Source organism: Polaromonas sp. P1_E11, from assembly GCF_056405995.1.
In genome coordinates, this window is the sequence record NZ_JBFUBA010000005.1 from 67,889 (window position 1) to 89,028 (window position 21,140).

Sequence of the window (21,140 nt, forward strand, 5' to 3'; positions counted from 1 at the left end):
TCAGCTTGCTTTCATGATCGCGCGCATGATCTTTTCCTGGGAGGCTTCGGCCGTCGGCATCTCGGCGATGAAGCGGCCTTCGTTCATGACGTAGATCCGGTCCGTCATGCCCAGCAATTCCGGCATTTCCGAGGAGATCATGATGATGCATTTCCCTTCTGCCGCGAGCTGGGCCATCAGGGTGTAAATCTCGTACTTGGCGCCCACGTCGATGCCGCGCGTGGGCTCGTCGAGGATGAGCACTTCGGGACTGGTGAACAGCCATTTCCCGAGCACCACTTTCTGCTGGTTCCCGCCCGAGAGGTTGAGGACTTTCTGGCCGACGCTTGAGCACCGGATGCGGAGTTTTTCGCGGTAGCTCTGCGCGACCTGGTATTCGCGGCCGCTGTCGATGACGGAGGCACTTGAAACGCCCTTGAGGTTGGCCAGCGAGACGTTGAACTGGATGTCTTCGTTCAGTACCAGCCCGTTGCCCTTGCGGTCTTCGGTCACATAGGCCAGACCATGGCGAACGGCTTTCTCTACCGTGCCGACATCAACAGGCTGGCCGTTCAGAAGGACCTGGCCGCTGATGCGGCGCCCCCAGGAGCGGCCGAAGATGCTCATGGCAAGTTCCGTGCGCCCCGCCCCCATCAGCCCGGCAATGCCGACGATTTCACCGCGCCGCACCTGCAGGCTGACGCCTTTGATGAATTTCCTGTCCGTGTGCAGCGGGTGGTAGACGTTCCAGTCGCGCACTTCAAACACGGTCTCGCCAATTTTCGGCTGGCGCGGCGGATATCGGTCAGCCATCTCGCGGCCCACCATGCCGCGAATGACGCGGTCTTCGCTGATGGCTTCGGCACGGCAGTCCAGTGTTTCGACGGTGCTGCCGTCGCGCAGGATGGTGATGGCGTCCGCCACGCGTGAAATTTCGTTGAGCTTGTGTGAAATAAGGATGCAGGTAATGCCCTGCCCCTTGAGTTCCAGCAACAGGTCCAGCAAGGCCTGGCTGTCGTTTTCGTTGAGGCTCGCCGTCGGCTCGTCGAGGATCAGCAACTTGACCTGCCTGGACAGGGCCTTGGCAATTTCCACCAGTTGCTGCTTGCCCACGCCGATGTCCGTGATCAGCGTGGCGGGCGATTCCTTGAGGCCCACTTTTTTCAGCAGGGCCTGCGTCTTGCTGTGCGCAGCCATCCAGTCGATCACGCCGCGCTGTGCAGTCTCGTTGCCGAGGAAAATGTTCTCGGCAATGGATAGCAGCGGCACCAGCGCCAGTTCCTGGTGGATGATGATGACGCCCAGCTGCTCGCTGTCATGAATGCCGAGGAACTGGCGCTCCTGGCCTTCGTAGACGATGTCCCCGCTGTAAGAGCCATGCGGATAGACCCCCGAGAGCACTTTCATCAAGGTCGATTTTCCGGCGCCGTTTTCACCGACGATGGCATGAATCTCACCCGCGCGCACGCGCAGGTTGACCTTGTTCAGCGCGACCACCCCTGGGAAGGTTTTGCGGATGTCGCGCATCTCGAGAATCGTTTCCAATGCCTGTCCTTTGGTACAAAAATCGCTCCGCAGGTGATTGCCACCCATGGGCGCAAACAGTCCCGCGCCTCCCCGGCACGGGACCGTCGTGCTTTCAACCTGCAGCCGGGTTACTTGATTTGTGACTCTTTGTAGTAACCGCTGCCAATCAGAACCTGGTTCCAGTTAGAGGCATCCACAGCCACCGGCTTGAGCAGATAGGAGGGCACCACTTTCACGCCGTTGTTGTAGGTCTTGGTGTCATTGATCTCGGGCTGCTTGCCGGAGAGGGTGGCATCCACCATGTTGGCCGTCACCTTGGCCAGCTCACGCGTGTCCTTGAACACCGTGGAGTACTGCTCGCCTTTCAGGATGGACTTCACCGAAGGAATTTCGGCGTCCTGCCCACTGACTACCGGGCAAGGCTGCTGCGCCGTGCAGTAGCCGACGCCTTTGAGCGATGACAGAATGCCGATGGACAGGCCGTCATATGGAGAGAGGACCGCGTGGACCTTTTCCTTGCCGTAGTAGGCCGAAAGAAGGTTGTCCATGCGTGCCTGTGCCACCGCACCGTCCCAGCGCAGCGTGCCGACCTTGTTCATGCCCATTTGCTTGCTGCGCACCACCAGCTTGCCGCTGTCGATGTAGGGCTTGAGCACGCTCATGGCGCCGTCGTAGAAGAAAAATGCATTGTTGTCATCCGGGGAGCCACCGAAGAGTTCGATGTTGAAAGGGCCCTTGCCCTGCTTCAGACCCAGCTTGTCGACGATGGAAGTGGCCTGAAGCACGCCAACCTGGAAGTTGTCGAAGGTGGCGTAGTAATCCACGTTCTTCGAACCCTTGATCAGGCGGTCATAGGCGATGACCTTGACACCCTTGTCAGCTGCGTTCTGCAACGCCTTGGACAGTGTGGTGCCGTCGATGGAGGCGATCACCAGCACCTTCGCGCCCTTGGTGATCATGTTCTCGATCTGGGCGAGCTGGTTCGGGATGTCGTCATCGGCATACTGCAGGTCGGTTTTGTAGCCGCGCTCCTTGAGCACCTTGACCATGTTGTCGCCGTCGGCGATCCAGCGGGCAGAGGACTTGGTGGGCATCGAAATGCCGATGCTGCCTTTGTCCTGCGCCTGGACTGACGGCGCAATGCCGAGGGTTCCCAGCACGAGGCCGGCAAGCAGAGTCTGGAGAAATGTACGCTTCATGAAATAGTTTCCTTCTGGAGGTTTGAAAGAGCGCCTCAGTATCGGGGCGCCGGTCCGGATGCTGATCAGTATTTACGCTTGGGGAATTCCTTGGCGGCTACTTCCATCGGAAAAATGCCCTCTTCGGTAACGATACGTTTCTGAACGGGCTTGCCGGCCTTGATGTCCTTGACTGCCGCCATCAGTTGCGGGCCCAGCAAGGGGCTGCACTCCACGGAGACGTTGAGCTTGCCGGCCATCATGGCTTCGAAAGCGCCCTTGACGGCATCGATCGAGATGATGGTGATGTCCTTGGCCGGCTTCATGCCAGCCTCTTCAATCGCCTGGATCGCACCGATAGCCATGTCGTCGTTGTGCGCGAAAAGCACATTGATCTTCTTGCCTTCGGCCTTGAGAAAGGCTTCCATCACTTCCTTGCCCTTGGCCCGGGTGAAATCACCCGTCTGCGAGCGGATGATCTTGAACTTCGGGTCGGCCTTGATGATTTCTTCAAACCCTTTTTTGCGATCAATCGCCGGTGCGGAGCCCACGGTTCCCTGGAGCTCAACGATGTTGACCTGGCCGCTTGTGCCCTTCATTTTTTCGACCAGCCAGCGGCCTGCCTTGCGGCCTTCCTCCACAAAGTCCGAGCCCATGAAGGAAACATACAGCGAGGTGTCTTTGACGTTCACGGAGCGGTCAGTCAGCACCACCGGAATTTTGGCGGCCTTGGCTTCTCGCAAAACGGTTTCCCAGCCCGACTCGACCACGGGCGAAAACGCGATCACATCCACCTTTTGGGCAATGAAGGAGCGGATCGCCTTGATCTGGTTTTCCTGCTTCTGCTGGGCATCTGAGAATTTGAGTTCGATGCCCGCGTCCTTGGCGGCCGATTTGATGGATTCGGTATTGGCGGTGCGCCATTCGCTCTCCGCGCCGACCTGGCTAAAGCCCAGCACGATGGGCTTTTGTGCCCATGCTGAAACCGGCAACAGGCCGGCAAGGGGGGCGCACGCGAGCGCGACGGCGAGGGTGCGGCGATGGATCTTCATTTTGTCTCCTTGGTTGAAATGGAACTGACAGCTCTCTGGTGATCTTCAATGGCTCAGGCTAGCACGTAACCGGTCTTGACGGTGGTGTAAAACTCGGCGGCGTAGCGGCCTTGTTCGCGTGAGCCGTAACTCGACCCCTTGCGCCCGCCGAACGGCACGTGGAAGTCGACACCCGCAGTAGGCAGGTTCACCATGGTCATGCCGACTTCTGCGTGACGCTTGAAGTGCATGGCGTGCTTGAGGGAAGTTGTGCAGATGCCTGCACAGAGGCCGAAGGGCGTGTCGTTGGCCAGGGCCAGCGCGTGTTCAAAGTCATCGGCCTGCAACACACATGCTATGGGCCCAAAAATCTCTTCGCGTGCGATGCGGTGTTCCGGCCGGGCCAGGAAGAGCGCCGGATTCATGTAATGCCCCGGTGTCGGGCGTTCCAGCAATTCGCCGCCCCAGACATGCTCGGCACCTTCGTTGCGCCCTATGTCCAGATACGACTGGTTCTGTTCGAGCTGGCTGCGGTCAACCACCGGGCCCATTTCGATGCCACGCTCCAGCGCGTGACCCACCTTGAGCCCGGCAATGCGGTGGCGCAGGCGCGCAACGAATGCATCGTGCACAGGCGCTTCCACGATGAGCCGGCTTGACGCGGTGCAGCGCTGACCGGTCGAAAAGTACGAGCCTTGCACGGCGCATTCGACGGCCTGGTCAAGGTCGGCATCAGCCAGTATCACCAGCGGATTTTTGCCCCCCATTTCAAGCTGCACTTTGGCGCGGCGCGCGGACGCCGACTGAAGGATCCGTTCGCCGGTTGTCACCGAGCCCGTGAAGCTCAGTGCATTGACCAGGGGATGGTCGACCAGCGTTTGCCCGACCTCCCGGCCGCTGCCCATGACAAGGTTGAAGACGCCCGCAGGCAGCCCGCAGCGGCTGATGATTTCGGCCAGAGCCCAACCGCAGGTGGGCACCAGTTCGGCCGGTTTGAAAATCACCGTGTTTCCATAGGCCAGTGCCGGCGCGATTTTCCAGGCCGGAATCGCCAGCGGGAAATTCCACGGCGCGATGATTCCCACCACGCCGACAGGTTCACGCGTCACGTCGACCTGGATGCCGGGCCTGACCGACGCCATGGTCTCCCCCTGAACACGCAATGCTTCGCCTGCGAAAAACTTGAATATCTGGCCGGCCCGTGCCGCTTCGCCCACACCTTCAGGCAAGGTTTTTCCTTCTTCACGGGCCAGCAGCATGCCCAGCTCATCCTTGCGCGCCAGGATCTCGCTGCCGATCTGGTCAAGTACATCAGCCCGGCGTTGCGGGGTGCTGTGGCTCCAGTGCGGCAATGCCTCGGCCGCAGCCCGGATCGCGAGTTCGGTCTGGTTGCGGTCGGCACGTGCGTACTCGCTGACCACCTCCCGGGTATCCGAGGGGTTGGTGCTGGTGCCCGTGGTGGTGCCTGTTTCCCAGCGCCCGTTGATGTAGTGCCGGGCGTTTTGTTGCAGTTCGCCAAATTTCATGAGAGTGAGAGCTTCGTCTTCAAGCGCTGCAGTCTAGAATTAATTTTGATATCAATCCAATCGTTTTTTTGACAAAATAGATATCGTTCTACGCATTCTGGAAAACCCGATGAGCACCTACAACCACTGGTTCATACGCGCGCGGCTCAAAACACGGCAATTGTTGTTGCTGGTTGCACTGGCCGAAGAAGGCAATATTCATCGCGCAGCGCAGGTTCTCAGCATGACCCAGCCGGCGGCGTCCAAGCTGCTCAAGGATCTGGAAGATGTCCTGGAGGTACAGCTTTTCGAACGCTTGCCCCGCGGCATGCGGCCAACCTGGTATGGCGAAACCATGATCCGGCACGCGCGCATGGCACTGGCCAGCCTGAACCAGGCGCATGACGAGCTCACCGCCCTCAAAACCGGCCACTTCGGCCAGGTCGGCATCGGCGCCATCACATCCCCGGGGCTGGCCTTGTTGCCGTCTGCGGTGGCCGTGGTCAAACAGGAGCACCCGAGCCTGCGCATTTCGCTGGACATCGAAACCAGCCCGGTACTGCTCGAGCGTCTGGAGCAGGGCAAGCTCGACATCCTGGTGGCACGCCTCTTTGCCGAACATGACAAGACCAATTTGCGCTATGAGCCCCTGGTCGAGGAGCCGGTGTGCGCCATGGCGAGGCCGGGGCATCCTCTGCTGGGCGTGTCAGGCCTCACCCTGCGCGACGTCGTGGCGGCCGCCTGGATTGTGCCGCCCGCGGGCAGCGTCCTGCGGCACCGGTTCGAGCTGATGTTCCGCGAGGATGGGCTTGCACCGCCGATCAACGTGGTGGAGTCTTCAGCCCTGCTTTTCATCACGCGCATGCTGCAGCAAAGCGACATGGTGGCCGTGGTCGCGGCCGATGTGGCGCGGTATTACGCCGCGCACGGTATCGTCTCGGTGCTGCCGCTGGACATGCCCTGCCACATGGACGCCTTCGGCATCATCACGCGCACCGACCGGCTGCCATCGCCAGCCGCCAAGGTCATGATGAAAGCACTGAAGACAGCAAGCCTGACACTCTACGGTCGCAGGTTGGAGGCAGACTGACAAAATCGCGGGGCTCAGGCCAGGGACACCGCGGAACCGGCTCTGCCGGGCCGCTGGTGCCGCCCCCTTGAGGGGGAAGCGCCAAAGGCGCTTCGGGGGGGCACCTAGACCCAGCCGGCATCCACCGTGAACTCCTGCGCAGTGCACATGGCGGCGTCATCGGATGCCAGGAACAGCACCATGCGCGCGATGTCGTGGGGCAGCAGCTTGTCGGGCAGGCACTGGTTTCGCTGGAGTTCCTTTTCGCCTTCGGCATCCAGCCAGAGCTTGATCTGCCGCTCGGTCATGACCCAGCCCGGCGACACGGTGTTGATGCGGATGCGGTCCCGGCCCAGCGTTTTCGCGAGGCCGCGCGTCAGGCCGTTCACCGACGATTTGGCGATGGCATAACAAGGGTAGCCTGCGCCCTTGCCTTGCCAGCCGGTGGAGCCCAGGTTGATGATGGAGCCGGCACCAAGGCGTTGCATACCGGGCACCACCGACTGGATTGCAAAAAAAGCGGGGCGTTCATTGATCGCGATGCGGTCGTCGTAGTAGGCGGGTGTCACAGACTCCAGGCTGTGGCGGTCATCGCTGGCAACATTGTTGACCAGCACCGAGAAGTCGCCCAGCGCGCTTGCTGCGTCTGTGATGGCCGACTGCAGCGCGGCCACGTCCCGCACATCGCAGGCACGCCACCATGGGCGGGCGTGCCCCGCATCCGCCAGCTCCTGCGCAAGCGCTTCACTGGCTTCCTTCGCGACATCAATGAAGGCAACGCGCGCGCCCTGCTGCGCAAAGGCTGTCACGATGGCGGCGCCTATGCCGCTGCCTCCGCCGGTGACAAACACCGACCGCTTGTTCAGGCTGGGAAAGACGGAGAGGGCCTCGCTTGCGGGAGCGGCACGCATGGGGGCAGAGCTGGGAATGTTTGACATTGCAAGTTATGTATCGATTAATATAAAAAGAATAAGTTTCCAACATCACTATGCATTGATATCATCCACCGCGTCAAGAGGCCACCGCACAGCCCTGCAATACGGAGACATTAGTGACATTGATTCCAGACACGCCCGCGGGCATGCATCAGCAGCGGCTGGCCATGCCGGTCCCTGGCAAGGTGCATTGCGTCCATCCGGCGGGGGCCCTGCTGGGTGAGGGTACCTTGTGGTCGCCGCGGGAGCAATCCCTGTATTGGGTGGACATTCTTGGCTGCCGCCTGCACCGCTTTCACCCCGCCACCGGCGCGCGCAGCAGCTGGGCCTTTGACGAGGAAATTTCCGCGCTGGCCGAGCGGGCGCATGCGACCGGTCTGATCGTGGCGCTGCGGCGCGGCTTCGCGCTGTTTGACCCCGCTGAGGGCGGCGAACCACATTACCTGCACCAACCCGAGGCTGCGTTGCCGGGCAATCGCTTCAACGATGGCAAGTGCGATGCGCAAGGCCGCTTTTGGGCGGGGACGATGGACTTTGACTGCGTGGCCACCACCGGCGGGCTGTATCGCTATGACCCTGATGGCCGCTGCACGCGCCATGAAGAAGGTTTTGCGGTGACCAACGGCCCCACCTGGTCCGCCGACGGACGCACACTGTATTTCAACGATACCGTCAACGGCCGCATTCATGCGTATGACTTCGACGGCGCGGCGGGAACCTTGTCAGGCAAGCGGCTGTGGCTGGCTTTTGCGGCCGGCGACGGTGTTCCCGACGGCATGACCACCGACGCCGACGGCCGCCTGTGGATTGCCCACTGGGGCGGTGCCTGCGTCAGCTGCCATGACCCGGTCACCGCACAGGAGCTGTGCCGCGTGCCGCTGCCGACAAGCCATGTGACCAACTGCGCCTTTGGCGGGCCGGACATGCGCACGCTTTTTATCAGCACGGCACGCACCGGGCTCACGCCCGGGCAGCTCGCAGACCAGCCGCTGGCCGGTGGCCTGTTCGCGGTGGCGATTGACAGTCCGGGTGTGACAGCCGGCTTGTTTGGCGGATGACGCCCGCGCAAAGCGTTTCCTTTAACACCTCGCCATGAAAGTTCTCCCATGACCGATTCCGCACATCCTGTTGTCTGGCTGCACCATGCCGGCCAGCGCCTGGGGCTGGCGCCCTCGCTCGGCGGCAGCGTCGCTGCCTGGCAACTCGACCGCGCGCAAGGGCCGCTGGACCTCTGGCGGCCCTGGGACGGCAAAACGGACGATCTCTACCAGACCGCTTCATTTGCCATGGTGCCGTGGTCCAACCGTATCAGCAGCGGAGGCTTCACGCATGAGGGGCAATTCCACGCCATGCGTCCGAATCGCGCGGGCGAACCCTATCCCATTCATGGCGACGGCTGGCTGCAGCCGTGGCAGGTTTCGCAGCCGGCTGCCGACACCCTGGTGATGACGCTGGTGTCGCACGGCTTCGACGGCAACCCGTACGACTACGAAGCCGTGCAAACCTTCCGACTGGTTGATGGTGGGCTGGACCAGAAGGTACAGGTGCGCCACCTGGGCGTCAAGCCGCTGCCATATGGCTTGGGCGTGCATCCCTGGTTTCCCCGCACCCCGCAAACACGGATTACCGCGCAGGTAGCGGGCCTTTGGCTCTGCGGTGACGATCCGCTGCCGGTTGCGCACACGACCGACTTTCCGGCGGGCTGGGACCTGAATGAAGGCGCGCCGGCCAACGGCCCACTCATCGACAACGGCTACACCGGCTGGGGCGGCAAGGCCTGCGTTGCCTGGCCCGAGCTGGGCCTGCAGGTCACGGCCAGCATGCCGGACTTTGCGCGCGACGGCGGTGCTGCGCAGCACTTTTGCCTGGTCTACCGGCCGCCGCAGGGGTCCGCGTTTTGTTTTGAGCCCATCACGCAGCCCATCGACGCCTTCCACCTGCCAGGGCAGCCTGGCTTGCGTGTGCTGGGGCCCGGGGAACAGTTTTCGCTCAGCATCCAGTGGCGCATCGAGCCCGTCGCCGCGCAAGACTGAACAGCGATACCGGCTTAGACCGTGAGCGGGTTCTTAAATCTGGCCCGTCAGGCGACGGGCTGCCTCCAGTACCGGCTTGACATGGCGTTCGCTGTAACGGTTGCCGGGCATGGTCAGCGTCAGCGCACCTGCCAGTGCACCGTCGGCCCCAAACACCGGGGCCGAAATGCCGGCCACCTCGGCCAGCCGGTCGCCCACAGCCGTGTAGTAACCCTGTTCGCGGATTTTGGCGTATAGCTGACGATCTTTTTGGCCTCCAGCCCTTAGCCGTCCTGCGCCGAACGCTATCAAAATGCGAGCACCCGTGCCGCGGTCGGCGGGCAGCAGATCGCCGGCCTTGATGTGGTCGCGGATCGGGTGCGGCGAGTCCACGCGATACAGGCACAGACGGGCCTCGCCCTGGCGCACATGGTAGGCCGCGCTCTCGCCGGTGGCCGCCACCAGCTCACGCAGCACCGGCAGCACCACGCGGTCCAGCGAAAACGAGGCGGCGTAAACACCATGCAGGCGCGCCACCTCGGCGCCCAGTGCGTAGCGGCCGTCGCCGAGTTTCTGGATCAGCCGCGCATGCTCCAGCGAAGCCAGCAGCCGAAGCACCGTGCTCTTGTAAAGCTGCGTGCGCTCCGCCAACTCGCCCAGGCCCAGTGAGATGTCGCCCGCCCTGAAGGCCGACAGCAGCGACAGGGCACGGTCCACCGCCGCGGCACCGCCGGGAGCGGCATGGGCGTCTGCAACGGATTCGGTCTGGGCTTTGCGCGGCATGGTTCGATCTCCTGGGCTTTCGTGTCGATTGCCTGCTTGACAGTGCCGGCAACCTGCTTCATCATTTCATTAGAAAGAATATAGTTCTATCTTACAGAATACTGAAGATGATGCAAATCCCCCAGCCCAGCCAGGTGCTGATCAGTGAAGTTGGCCCACGCGATGGCCTTCAAAGTGTTTCCCGCACGATGGCGACCGCCGACAAATTGCGCTGGATCACCGCCCTGCACGCGGCCGGCCTTCGCGAAATCGAGGTGGGTTCGTTTGTTCCCGCCAGACTGTTGCCGCAAATGGCCGACGTGGCCGAGGTGGTGCGGCATGCGCTCACCTTGCCCGGCCTCACCGTGATGGCCCTGGTGCCTAATCGCCGCGGCGCTGAAGCAGCACTGCAGGCCGGCGTGCACAAGCTGACGATGCCGGTGTCGGCCAGCGCAGCGCATTCGCTGGCCAATGTGCGCAAGACGCGCGAAGAGATGGTCGAAGAAGTGCGGGCCATTGCCGGGCTGCGCCGTGAGCTTGCACCACAGGTAAAACTCGAGGCCGCCGTCTCGACGGCGTTCGGCTGCACGTTGCAGGGCGTGGTGCCTGAGGACGATGTGATCCGGCTGGCCGCGCAATGTGTTGCCGCCGGCGCGGATGAGTCGGGTTTGTCGGACACGGTCGGCTATGCCAACCCCGCGCAGGTGCGCCGTCTCTTCAGGCGTTTGCGCGCCGAGCTTGGCAACAAGGCAGGCGCCGCGCACATGCACAACACGCGCGGACTGGGCCTGGCCAATTGCCTGGCTGCGTATGAAGAAGGCGTGCGCACCTTCGATGCTTCGCTGGGTGGTCTCGGCGGCTGCCCCTATGCACCGGGGGCCTCGGGCAATGTGGTCACCGAAGACCTGGTCTTCATGTTTGAAGCCATGGGCATTTCCACGGGGGTGGACCTTGCAAAGCTGATGGCTGCGCGCGAGCCGCTCAAGGCCGGATTGCCGGGCGAACCGCTTTATGGCATGACGCCCGAGGCGGGTCTCCCCAAAAATTTTGTACAAGGAAGTCTGCATGCCTGAAGCCAGCGCATCCGGTGAACAAAGCCTGCCCTATGCAGGCCTGCGTGTCGTCGAATTCACCCATATGGTCATGGGGCCGACCTGCGGCATGCTGCTGGCCGACCTGGGGGCCGAGGTCATCAAGGTCGAGCCAATCGCGGGGGACAACACCCGCAAGCTGCTCGGCTCGGGTGCGGGATTTTTCCCCCTGTTCAACCGCAACAAAAAAAGCATCGCCGTTGACCTGCAGACACCCGAGGGACGTGAGCTGGTGCTCAAGCTGGTTGCCACCGCCGACATCGTCAGCGAAAACTTCAAGCCCGGCACCATGAAAAAGCTCGGCCTGGATTACGCCAGCCTTTCGCAGCTCAACGAGCGGCTGATCTATGTCAGCCACAAGGGTTTTCTGCCGGGTCCCTACGACCACCGCACCGCACTCGACGAAGTGGTGCAGATGATGGGCGGCCTGGCTTACATGACAGGCCGCGCAGGCGACCCGCTGCGCGCCGGCAGCAGCGTCAACGACATCATGGGCGGCATGTTCGGCGCCATCGGCGCCATGGCCGCGCTGGCCGCACGCGAGAAGACGGGCAAGGGCCAGGAGGTGCAGGCCGCACTGTTTGAAAACAATGTCTTTCTGGTGGCCCAGCACATGATGCAGTTTGCCGTGACCGGCCAGCCTGCCGCACCCATGCCCAGTCGCATTTCGGCCTGGGCGATCTACGACGTGTTCACGGTCAAAGACGGTGAGCAGATCTTCCTGGCGGTGGTCAGCGACACGCAGTGGGCGATTTTCTGCGAGGCTTTCGGCCTGCAGGAGTTGCGGGCTGACCCGAAGCTTGTGACCAACAACGACCGCGTGCTCGCGCGGGAGTGGCTGATGCCCTTGCTGCGCTCCCACCTGGCGGGGCATAGCGCCGCTGAACTGGGCGCCGTGTTTGAAAAGCATGCGCTGCCGTTTGCGCCCATCACCCGGCCGCAGGATTTGTTTGACGACCCGCATCTCAAGGCCACGGGCGGGCTGGCGCCCATCACCTTGACCGACGGCGCCCGCACCGGGCAAACAAGCGCCACCGTACTGCTGCCGCTGACCCTGGGCGGCAAACGCCCCGGGGTGCGCCTGAACCCGCCCAGGCTGGGCGAGCACACCCGCGAACTGCTGCAGGAACTCGGTTATGACGAGGACGCCATCCAGGCTCTTCAGGCCAGCCGGGTGACGCGCTGAGTTTTGTTGCTATAAACAATATAGCTGCTTGCGCACGACTACAAAGGGCTGGAAGCACTTTTCATAAACAACTCGGCACACACGCTGCGCAGCCAGCGGGAGGCCGGGTCGTGGTGGTAGCGGGCATGCCAGTGCTGCTTCACGGTAAATCCGGGAATCGCCAGTGGGCAGGGCAGCACCTGGAGGCCGGCGGCGCGGGCCAGGGTTTCGCCGATGTGGCGCGGCAGCGTGGCGATCAGGTCGGTGGTGGACAAGATGGCCGAGAGGCCCAGAAAGCCCGGCAGCTCCAGCAGCACCCGACGTGAGATGTTTTGTGACGCCAGGGCGCTGTCCAGCAGCTGGTAGCCGGTGCCGGAACTGATGCCGATATGCGCCTCAGCCTGGTAGACAGCCAGGCTCCAGTCGGCGCCCAATTCGCTGCCCACCCGCGGATGCCGGGCATTGGCCAGGCAAATCCAGTCCTGGCCGTACAGCGTCTGCTGGTAGAAGCCGGTGTCGAGCCAGGGCAGAAAGCCGACAGCCAGATCGGCCTCGCCTGCCTGCAGGGCATGCGCCAGGCCGGCATCGATACGCGCGGCTTCCAGCGCCACGCCCGGCGCCACCGCCCGCACGTGGGACAGCAGCCGGGGCAACAGCGTGACGTGGCTGGCGTCGGTCATGCAGATGCGAAAGCGCCGCTGCGCCGTAGACGGTTCAAAGGCAGCCTCTGACTGGGCCAGCCGCTGCAACCCGCCCAGCACTTCGCGCACCGTGGCAATCAGCATATCGGTGCGCGGCGTGGGCAGCATCCCCTCGGCCGTGCGCACAAACAACGGGTCGCCAAGCTGCTTGCGCAGGCGCGCCAGCCAGATGCTGACCGTAGGCTGGCTTTGCCCCAGGGCTTCTGCCGACCGGGTGACGCTGCGGGTGGTGTAGAGCTGGTCCAGCAGCCGCAGCAACTTGATGTCCAGCAGATCAAGGTCTTTTTCCATACCTCTATTGTGATACGCAATGATAGATATTGCCTTCATTGCATGGACGACATGGTTGGGCCCGCCCAGAATTCGCCCTGAATCACTAAGGAGTTGTGCAGTGAAGATTTGTGTTCTGGGCGCCGGCGCGCTGGGCTGCGCACTAGGCGGCGTGCTGACGGAGGCTGGCCACGAGGTCTGGCTCATCAACCGCAATGCCGCCCAGGTCGAGGCCCTGAACAGCCGCGGGCTGATCCTGCGCGACGGCGGTGTAGACCGTTGCGTGCAGGTGCATGCAGCGACCTCCGCCGCAGGCGTGGCCATGGACACCGGTGCGGTGGACCTGGTGATCGTGCTGGTCAAGTCCTTCGATACCCGTCCGGCCATGGAGGCAGCCCTGTCGCTGCTGGGGCCGGACACGGTCGTGCTGTCACTGCAAAACGGGCTGGGACACGAAGACATCCTGGGCAGCATCGTGGGCCGCGAACGTGTGCTGGCCGGCAAAACCTATACAGGCGGCACGCAGCTTGGCGCCGGGCATGTGCTGATTGGAACGCGCGGCAAGGACACCCACCTGGGCGAACTGGACGGCCGCATCACGGAGCGCGTGCAGCGCATTGCCGCCGCCTTCAACGCCGCCGGGCTCGACACCACCGTCAGCCGCAACATCATCGGCACCATCTGGGACAAGCTGCTGGTCAATGTGGCCACCGGCGCCGTCAGCGCCGCCACGCGCCTGCCCTATGGCGATATGTACCAGGTGCCCGAGCTTGAGGCCTGCGGCATTGCGGCCGTGGCCGAAGCAATGGCGGTGGCGAAAGCCAGCGGCATCACGCTTGCCACCACCGACCCGCGCCAGCCGTGGGTGAAGGCGGGCGAAGGCCTGCCCTACGCCTTCAAGACCTCGATGCTGCAAAGCCTGGAGAAGGGCTCCATCACCGAGATCGACTTTGTGAACGGTGCGGTGGTGCGTCAGGGCGCGAAATGCGGCGTACCCACGCCCGTCAACCAGGCCCTGGTGGCCTGCATCAAGGGTATTGAGCGCGCACAGCCTCGTCAACGCGATTCAAAAGAGCACACCATGGCCCCTCACAAACAAAAATCCTATGTAGAACACGTTGCGGTACGCGTCAAAGACATCCAGTGGCATATCAACTTCTTCCTGGAGGTGCTGGGCATGGATGCGCGCGAGGTCGACGGACCCGCCGATGCACCGCACCAGTACTGGACGATCGGTGGCCTGCAGCTCATGAGTACGCCCGGCTTTGTGGCGGCGCCATCCAACGACGCTGGCTGGCTGGCGCATCTGGGCATCATGGTCGACGACCTGGAGGCCGCACTGGCCGGGGCGAAGGCATGGGGCGTAAAGCAACTGCCCCAGGGCCGCAACTGGCTGCAACTGCCCGATGGCCTGGCCGTCGAGCTGATCCAGGCCAGCACCGGCAGCGTGTCTGCTGTATTGGCCGTCAATCCCAGAGCCACCACAGTCTGAAAGGCGCCTCATGCCCAACCCCAACATCCAGTTCGCCACGCCGGAAAAATACTGGGACGACGCACAGGTCGGCGACGAGTGCACCAGCCCGTCGTACACCTTCACCGCCGCGCGCCTTGATGCCTACGCCGAACTCACGGGCGACTTCACGCCGGTGCATGTGGATGAGGCCTACGCCAAGGCCTCGCACTTCGGCTGCCGCGTTGCGCACGGCCTGATGGGGCTGTCGGTTGCCGACGGCCTGAAAACCCAGAGCGAATACCGCTTCCTGCCCGGCATGTCGCTGGGCTGGACCTGGGACTTCCTGCTACCCATCAAGATCAACGACACGCTGCATGTGAAATTTCGTGTGGCCAGCATGCGGCCCTCCAAAAGCAAACCGGGCTGGGGCATCGTGGTGCTGCCGGCCGAGCTGATCAACCAGGCCGGGCAGGTGGTGCAAAAGGGCGAGCACCGCCTGATGGTGCCGCGCCGGCCATCGTCTGAAAAATGATTTGCTATTAAAAGCATAGCTGCTTGCGCCCAATATACAAGGACGAACTCAGGTTTTTATGGATAAAACTACACAGGCGCTGCCGCTGGCGGGCATCCGCGTCATCGATTACAGCCATTTCCTGGCCGGGCCCTATTTGTCGCGCTGCCTGGCAGCGATGGGCGCAGACGTCATCAAGGTCGAGCGGCCCAAGGACGGGGATGCGGGACGCGCCCACGCTTATTTCATCAAGGGGCAGAGCGGCTATTTTTTGCAGCAGAACATGGGTAAAAAAGGCCTGTGCATCAACCTCAAGGACCCGCGCGGCCTGGAAATGATGCACAAGCTCACCGACACAGCTGACGTGTTCGTCGAGAACTACCGCCCCGGCGCATTGAAAAAACTCGGCCTGGGCTACGAAGAGCTGTCCCGGCGCAACCCTGGCCTGGTGTACTGCTCGATTTCCGCTTATGGCCATACCGGCCCCGACGCGCACCGTGCCGGCTTCGGCCTGATTGCCGAGGCCAAGAGCGGCATCATGGCCATGGTCGGCGAGCCCGGCGGCGTGCCGCCGCTGCTACGCGTTTCACTGGGCGACATGTACACCGGCATCCATGGCGTGGCGGCGGTATGTGCCGCGCTGCTTGGCCGCATCAAGTCGGGCAGGGGCCAGCATATTGACTTGTCCCTGTACGACTGCCTGGTGTCCATGCACGACTATGCGGTGCAGTGTTACACCCTCTCGGGCGGCAAGGAAATTCCGCAGCAAACCGGCCACGACATGCCTCAAAGCACGCTGTACGGCGTGTTTGCCGCCAGCAACGGTTACCTCGTGATTGCCGCGCAGGTCGACGACGCCTGGAAGCGTTTTGCCCAGCTCATAGGCGGCGAAGCGCTGGCGCTTGACGCGCGCTTTCACAGCGCCGCAGGCCGCAACGAAAACCGCACCGAAATACTGGCCCTGGCGAAAGCCTGGGTAGCGGGCCGTACCGTGGCCGAGTGCCTGGCTGCGCTGGATGCGATTGACGTGCCCTGCGCCAAGGTGCAGAACATCGAGGAAGTGCTGAACGATCCGCAAATTCAGGCGCGCAACATGGTGATTGAGCAGGACCACCCGGTGCTGGGCAAGATCCGCCTGCCCAACCTGCCTTTCAGGTTTTCGGAGTGCGACACCTCGCCTGCCTGCGTTGCACCCGGCATGGGCCAACACAACCGCGAGATCGCCGCGAGCGTTGGTTATAGCGCTGTCGACATTGAGGCGATGGAGCGCGACGGCGTGCTGTATGCAGAGGTGCAGCCATGACCGACCGCTATGCCGTCATCGGCAACCCGATAGGGTTCAGCAAATCGCCGCTGATCCACGGCATGTTCGCGCAGGCTTGCGGACAGGACATGGAATACACGGCCATCGAAGGGCCGCCGGGCGGGTTCACCGGCGCTGTTGATGCCTTCCGCGCCCTGGGCGGCAAAGGCATCAACATTACCGCGCCATTCAAGCTCGACGCCTTTGCCTATGCCACCGAACGCTCGGAGCGGGCGCAGCTTGCGGGGGCGGCCAATGCCATGAGGTTTGACGGCACACGCGTGATTGCCGAAAACTTCGACGGCGTTGGCCTGATGCGCGACGTCACGCACAACCTGGGCTGCCAGCTGCAAGGCAAACGGGTGCTGCTGCTGGGCGCCGGCGGAGCGGCCCGGGGCGCGTTGCTGCCTTTTCTGGCGCAGGCCCCGGCCGAACTGGTGATTGCCAACCGCACGGTTGCCAGGGCACTTGAACTGCAGGCCATGGGCGCGGCCCAGGCCAACGTCCGCGGCTGCGGCTATCCGGATCTGGCGGGGCAGACCTTTGACGTGGTGTTCAATGCCACCTCGGCAAGCCTGCGCGCCGAACTGCCGCCGGTGCCGGCAAGCGTGTTCGCCCCTGGGTGCCTGGCCTACGAACTGGCATACGGCAAAGGGCTCACACCGTTTTTGCGCCTGGCGCAAAACGCGGGCACCCGGCGGCTGGCCGATGGTGTGGGCATGCTGGTGGAGCAGGCAGCCGAAGCCTTTGCATGGTGGCGCGGCGTGCGGCCCGATACACGCGCTGCGATTGAGCGCATCACCGTTGCGCTGGTATGACATGACCTCAGCCTGCCCCCTATACTGCGCGAATGGACGAAACAGTACATTCGCAGGCAGCTTCGGCCAAGGTGCGTGCGCGCAAAAGCAAGGCCCCGGCTGTGCAGGCGGCCACGCGCACCAACGACCCGGCACGCACGATGGCCGGCATCCTCGAAGTGGCAACGGCCGAATTCGCCGAGAAGGGCCTGAGCGGCGCGCGCATCGACGAGATCGCGGCGGCCACCCGAACCAGCAAGCGCATGATCTATTACTACTTCGGCAGCAAGGAGGGCTTGTACCTCGCCGTGCTGGAGGAGTCGTACCGGCGCATGCGCAGCATCGAGGCGGAACTGCATCTGGAAGATTTACTGCCGGAATACGCACTGCGCCGCCTGGTGGGATTTACCTTCGACCATCACCACAGCAACCCGGGCTATATCCGGCTGGTGATGTCCGAAAACATGGAGCGCGGCAGCTATCTGGCGCAAAGCAAGATCATCCAGCAGCTCAATGTGCCGGCCATCGATGCCATCCGCAAGCTTTACGAGCGCGGCGTGGCGGCGGGCATATTTCGCACCGGCCTGGACCCGATCGACATCCATGCGTCGATTTCTGCGCTGACATTTTTCAATGTGTCCAACCAGCACACCTTCGGGCTGATCTTCAAGAGCGACACGCAGTCGGGGCGCGCCATGACGGCGCGGCGCGACAGCATCATCGAAATGATCGTGCGCTTCGTGCGCAAATAAGTTCCGGATCGCCGCCGGGCGGGGGCGGGCATGTCGGGTTTCTACCGATTCGTTTAAAACTAACTAGTTCGTACATTACGGGTTAAGGCAATCCTCAACAGGCTTGGCGCTGGACGGCCGCGCGCGGCCACGCATAAAAAAGGAGACAACATGGACAAATGGATAAACCGGTTTTGCCGGGTGCTGGACGGCGTGATTGCGCTGTTCCTCGCACTGATGGTGGTGCTGGTGTTCGGCAACGTGGTGTTGCGCTATGGCTTCAACTCGGGCATCAATCTGTCAGAGGAGCTGTCTCGCTGGCTGTTCGTCTGGCTGACCTTTCTCGGGGCCGTGGTGGCGATCAACGAGCGCGGGCATCTGGGCACCGACATGCTGGTGGGTCGCCTGGGGCCCAGGGGCAAGAAAATTTGCCTCGGCATCAGTTACCTGCTCATGCTTTTTGCCTGCTGGCTGATGTTCCGCGGTGCGTGGGAGCAGGTCAAGATCAACTGGACCACCACCAGTGCCGTGATGGAAGTGTCCATGAGCTGGTTCTATGGCTCGGGCATGGTGTTCGCCGTGCTCGGCGGCCTGTTGCTGCTGCGCGACCTGGTCCGACTGCTCAGCGGCAAGACCGGGGACGGTGAGCTGATGATGATCAGGGAATCCGAAGACCAACCGCATGAAGGAGGTCCGGCATGACCATCGCTGTATTCCTCGGATCACTGCTGGCCGCCATGGCGCTGGGCATCCCGATCGCGTTCTCCCTGCTGCTGTGTGGTGCTGCATTGATGTGGCATCTCGACATGTTCGACGCGCAGATCCTGGCGCAGAACGTCGTGAACGGCGCCGACAGCTTTCCGCTGCTGGCCGTGCCCTTCTTCATGCTCGCCGGAGAAGTCATGAACGCGGGCGGCCTGTCGCGCCGCATCGTCAACCTCGCCATGGCCCTGGTCGGCCACATCAAGGGCGGCCTGGGCTATGTCACGATTGTGGCGGCAGTCATCATGGCTGCACTGTCGGGCTCTGCCGTGGCCGATGCGGCTGCGCTGGCGTCGCTTTTACTGCCCATGATGGTGGCCGCCGGCCATGACAAGGCGCGCTCCGCAGGGCTGATTGCATCGGCGGGCATCATCGCGCCGGTCATCCCGCCTTCGATCGCCTTTGTCATCTTCGGTGTGGCCGCCAATGTGTCAATTTCCAAATTATTCCTGGCCGGCATCTTTCCAGGTCTCTTGCTGGGGTTGTCGCTGTGGCTCACCTGGTGGTGGCTGGTGCGCAAGGAAGTGGTGAAAGCCCCGCCGCGCAAGAGCCGTGCAGAAGTCCTGGTGGCGTTGAAGGAGTCGACCTGGGCGCTGGTGCTGCCGCTGATTGTGGTGTTCGGCCTGAAGTTCGGCATTTTCACGCCGACCGAGGCTGCCGTGGTTGCCGCGGTGTACGCAACGCTGGTTTCCGTGCTCGTTTACAAGGAACTCACGCTCAGGAAGCTCTACCCGCTGTTCGTAGGCGCCGCCAAGACCAGCGCGATCGTGATGTTCCTGGTGGCTGCAGCCATGGTGTCGGCCTGGCTGATCACGGTGGCACAGATACCGGGCCAGGTGGTTGCCCTGCTGCAGCCGCTTCTGGACAGTCCGAAGTTGCTGATGCTGGCCATCATGGTGCTGGTGATGGTGGTGGGAACCGCGCTGGACATGACACCCACCATCTTGCTGCTGACGCCGGTGCTCATGCCGGTCGTCAAGGCCGCCGGCATTGACCCGGTGTACTTTGGCGTGCTGTTCATCATCAACAACGCCATCGGGCTGATCACCCCGCCGGTGGGCACGGTGCTGAACACGGTGGCCGGGGTGGGCAAGGTGAGCATGGACGAAGTCACCAAGGGCGTGTTGCCCTTTATGTGGGCCCAGTTCGCCATCATGTTCCTGATGGTGGCTTTTCCGCAAATCGTCACCATCCCGGCGCGCTGGTTCTACGGCGGCTGACAACTTTCCGCGCTGCCGGGCGTGCTGGGTACGCCACGGCCGGCAGCCACGTCAAAGCGTACCGTGACACCTCATCCCCTCAAAAAATCGGAGACAACCATGAAACGCCTCTTTATCAAATCCGTCCTCGCCACCGTCGCCCTGGCGGCCTTCGGCATGGCCTCGGCCCAGGACATCAAGGAACGCACCGTCAAGTTTGCTACGCAAAACCCGGACGGCCATCCGATTGTGATGGGCATGAAAAAATTCGCTGAAACCGTGGCAGCGAAATCGGGCGGCAAGATCAAGGTCAACCTCTTCCCCGGCGGTGTGCTGGGCGGTGACGCGCCGAACATCTCCGCGCTGCAAGGCGGCACGCTGGAAATGGTGGTGATGAATTCCGGCATCCTGGCCAGCCAGGCCAAGGAATTTGCCGTCTTCGATTTTCCGTTCATGTTTGCCAGCTCGCAGGAAGCCGATGCCGTGGTGGACGGTCCTTTCGGGAGAATGATGCTCTCCAGGCTTGACGCCAAAAACATTCACGGGCTGGCTTATTGGGAACTCGGTTTTCGCAACATCACCAACAGCAAGCGACCCATCACCAAAGTGGACGACATTGTCGGCCTGAAGCTGCGCGTGATTCCGAACGCCATCAACGTCGACTGGGTGACCGCGCTGGGCGCCAACCCGACGCCCATGGCTTTCCCCGAGGTCTATGCCGCGATGGAGCAAAAGGCCATTGACGGCCATGAAAACCCGTTCACGGTCATCAATGCAAACAAGTTGTACGAAGTGCAGAAGTACCTGGCAGTGACCAACCACCAGTACAACCCGCAAACCGTCATCGTCAGCAAAAAACTGTGGGACAGCCTGAGCAATGATGAGAAAAAAATCTTCTCGGATGCAGCCGCCGAAGCTGCTGTGTACCAGCGCAAGGCCTCGCGTGAACAGTCCGGCACTGCGCTCGAAAACCTGAAGAAGAACGGCATGCAGGTCAGCGAGTTCAGCCCCGCAGAAATGGCCAAATTCCGCGAGAAGATGAAGCCCGTGATTGAGAAGCACTCGGCCATCGTGGGTGCCGATGTGGTCGGCGCACTGCAGGCAGAGCTTGCCAAACTGCGCAAATAGGATTTCACGCCCGGCCGGCCTGGCGCACCGG

At 62.6% G+C, this 21,140-nt stretch carries 20 protein-coding genes and 1 pseudogene; 14 read left to right on the plus strand and 7 right to left on the minus strand.

Annotation, left to right across the window (positions count from 1 at the left end):
- The 4 genes from mmsA to AC1D11_RS17535 form a co-directional block, all read right to left on the minus strand.
- Complete coding sequence (gene mmsA / locus AC1D11_RS17520) at positions 1-1,506, minus strand: multiple monosaccharide ABC transporter ATP-binding protein (protein WP_477647229.1); 1,506 nt, start codon at positions 1,504-1,506, stop codon at positions 1-3.
- Positions 1,507-1,634: 128 nt separating this feature from the next.
- Positions 1,635-2,705, minus strand: a complete 1,071-nt coding sequence (gene chvE, locus AC1D11_RS17525; RefSeq protein ID WP_457282346.1) for a multiple monosaccharide ABC transporter substrate-binding protein — start codon at positions 2,703-2,705, stop codon at positions 1,635-1,637.
- A gap of 65 nt (positions 2,706-2,770) precedes the next feature.
- Entirely contained in the window at positions 2,771-3,736 is a 966-nt protein-coding gene (locus AC1D11_RS17530; protein ID WP_477647162.1) for an ABC transporter substrate-binding protein, read from the minus strand.
- 53 nt (positions 3,737-3,789) lie between these two features.
- A complete protein-coding gene (locus AC1D11_RS17535; protein ID WP_477647163.1) occupies positions 3,790-5,241 on the minus strand; it encodes an aldehyde dehydrogenase family protein in 1,452 nt (483 codons plus the stop codon).
- 109 nt (positions 5,242-5,350) lie between these two features.
- On the opposite strand from AC1D11_RS17535, the gene AC1D11_RS17540 reads away from it, so the two are divergent.
- Positions 5,351-6,310, plus strand: coding sequence for a LysR family transcriptional regulator (locus AC1D11_RS17540; RefSeq protein ID WP_477647164.1), 960 nt, complete (start codon positions 5,351-5,353; stop codon positions 6,308-6,310).
- A gap of 104 nt (positions 6,311-6,414) precedes the next feature.
- Here AC1D11_RS17540 and AC1D11_RS17545 read toward each other — a convergent pair whose 3' ends face one another.
- The gene (locus AC1D11_RS17545) at positions 6,415-7,227 is read right to left on the minus strand and encodes an SDR family NAD(P)-dependent oxidoreductase (protein ID WP_477651289.1); all 813 of its coding nucleotides are present in this window, start codon (positions 7,225-7,227) and stop codon (positions 6,415-6,417) included.
- 143 nt (positions 7,228-7,370) lie between these two features.
- On the opposite strand from AC1D11_RS17545, the gene AC1D11_RS17550 reads away from it, so the two are divergent.
- Positions 7,371-8,282 (plus strand): SMP-30/gluconolactonase/LRE family protein, encoded by a 912-nt coding sequence (locus AC1D11_RS17550; protein WP_477647230.1) that lies wholly within the window; start codon positions 7,371-7,373, stop codon positions 8,280-8,282.
- A gap of 48 nt (positions 8,283-8,330) precedes the next feature.
- Positions 8,331-9,257 carry an aldose 1-epimerase gene (locus AC1D11_RS17555; RefSeq protein WP_477647166.1) on the plus strand — a complete coding sequence of 309 codons (927 nt, stop codon included), beginning with the start codon at positions 8,331-8,333 and terminating at the stop codon, positions 9,255-9,257.
- Positions 9,258-9,290: 33 nt separating this feature from the next.
- Here AC1D11_RS17555 and AC1D11_RS17560 read toward each other — a convergent pair whose 3' ends face one another.
- Positions 9,291-10,019, minus strand: coding sequence for an IclR family transcriptional regulator (locus AC1D11_RS17560; protein WP_477647167.1), 729 nt, complete (start codon positions 10,017-10,019; stop codon positions 9,291-9,293).
- A gap of 107 nt (positions 10,020-10,126) precedes the next feature.
- Between AC1D11_RS17560 and AC1D11_RS17565 the strand changes: the two genes are divergently transcribed.
- Complete coding sequence (locus AC1D11_RS17565; RefSeq protein WP_477647168.1) at positions 10,127-11,071, plus strand: hydroxymethylglutaryl-CoA lyase; 945 nt, start codon at positions 10,127-10,129, stop codon at positions 11,069-11,071.
- Positions 11,064-12,275 (plus strand): CaiB/BaiF CoA transferase family protein, encoded by a 1,212-nt coding sequence (locus tag AC1D11_RS17570; protein WP_477647169.1) that lies wholly within the window; start codon positions 11,064-11,066, stop codon positions 12,273-12,275. Before AC1D11_RS17565 ends, AC1D11_RS17570 begins: the two co-directional genes overlap by 8 nt.
- Before the next feature lie 38 nt (positions 12,276-12,313).
- Here the strand turns inward: AC1D11_RS17570 and AC1D11_RS17575 are convergent, their stop codons facing one another.
- Positions 12,314-13,246 carry a LysR family transcriptional regulator gene (locus tag AC1D11_RS17575; protein WP_477647170.1) on the minus strand — a complete coding sequence of 311 codons (933 nt, stop codon included), beginning with the start codon at positions 13,244-13,246 and terminating at the stop codon, positions 12,314-12,316.
- Between the two features lie 100 nt (positions 13,247-13,346).
- On the opposite strand from AC1D11_RS17575, the pseudogene AC1D11_RS17580 reads away from it, so the two are divergent.
- The 9 genes and pseudogenes from AC1D11_RS17580 to AC1D11_RS17620 form a co-directional block, all read left to right on the plus strand.
- Positions 13,347-14,288: pseudogene (locus AC1D11_RS17580) on the plus strand (ketopantoate reductase family protein); the annotation flags it as partial.
- An 18-nt stretch (positions 14,289-14,306) separates the two neighbouring features.
- A complete protein-coding gene (locus tag AC1D11_RS17585; RefSeq protein ID WP_477647231.1) occupies positions 14,307-14,717 on the plus strand; it encodes a VOC family protein in 411 nt (136 codons plus the stop codon).
- 10 nt (positions 14,718-14,727) lie between these two features.
- A complete protein-coding gene (locus AC1D11_RS17590; protein ID WP_477647171.1) occupies positions 14,728-15,210 on the plus strand; it encodes a MaoC family dehydratase in 483 nt (160 codons plus the stop codon).
- Between the two features lie 58 nt (positions 15,211-15,268).
- On the plus strand, positions 15,269-16,492 hold the full coding sequence (locus AC1D11_RS17595; protein ID WP_477647172.1) for a CaiB/BaiF CoA transferase family protein: 1,224 nt from the start codon (positions 15,269-15,271) through the stop codon (positions 16,490-16,492).
- Positions 16,489-17,310, plus strand: coding sequence for a shikimate dehydrogenase (aroE, locus tag AC1D11_RS17600; RefSeq protein WP_477647173.1), 822 nt, complete (start codon positions 16,489-16,491; stop codon positions 17,308-17,310). The genes AC1D11_RS17595 and aroE overlap by 4 nt, the downstream gene beginning before the upstream one ends.
- 32 nt (positions 17,311-17,342) lie before the next feature.
- Positions 17,343-18,041, plus strand: a complete 699-nt coding sequence (locus AC1D11_RS17605) for a TetR/AcrR family transcriptional regulator (RefSeq protein WP_477647174.1) — start codon at positions 17,343-17,345, stop codon at positions 18,039-18,041.
- A 150-nt stretch (positions 18,042-18,191) separates the two neighbouring features.
- Positions 18,192-18,722, plus strand: coding sequence for a TRAP transporter small permease (locus AC1D11_RS17610; RefSeq protein ID WP_477647175.1), 531 nt, complete (start codon positions 18,192-18,194; stop codon positions 18,720-18,722).
- Positions 18,719-20,002 carry a TRAP transporter large permease subunit gene (locus AC1D11_RS17615; RefSeq protein ID WP_477647176.1) on the plus strand — a complete coding sequence of 428 codons (1,284 nt, stop codon included), beginning with the start codon at positions 18,719-18,721 and terminating at the stop codon, positions 20,000-20,002. Before AC1D11_RS17610 ends, AC1D11_RS17615 begins: the two co-directional genes overlap by 4 nt.
- 99 nt (positions 20,003-20,101) lie before the next feature.
- Positions 20,102-21,109: a TRAP transporter substrate-binding protein gene (locus AC1D11_RS17620; protein WP_477647177.1), complete on the plus strand. Its 1,008-nt coding sequence runs from the start codon at positions 20,102-20,104 to the stop codon at positions 21,107-21,109.
- Positions 21,110-21,140 lie beyond the last annotated feature (31 nt).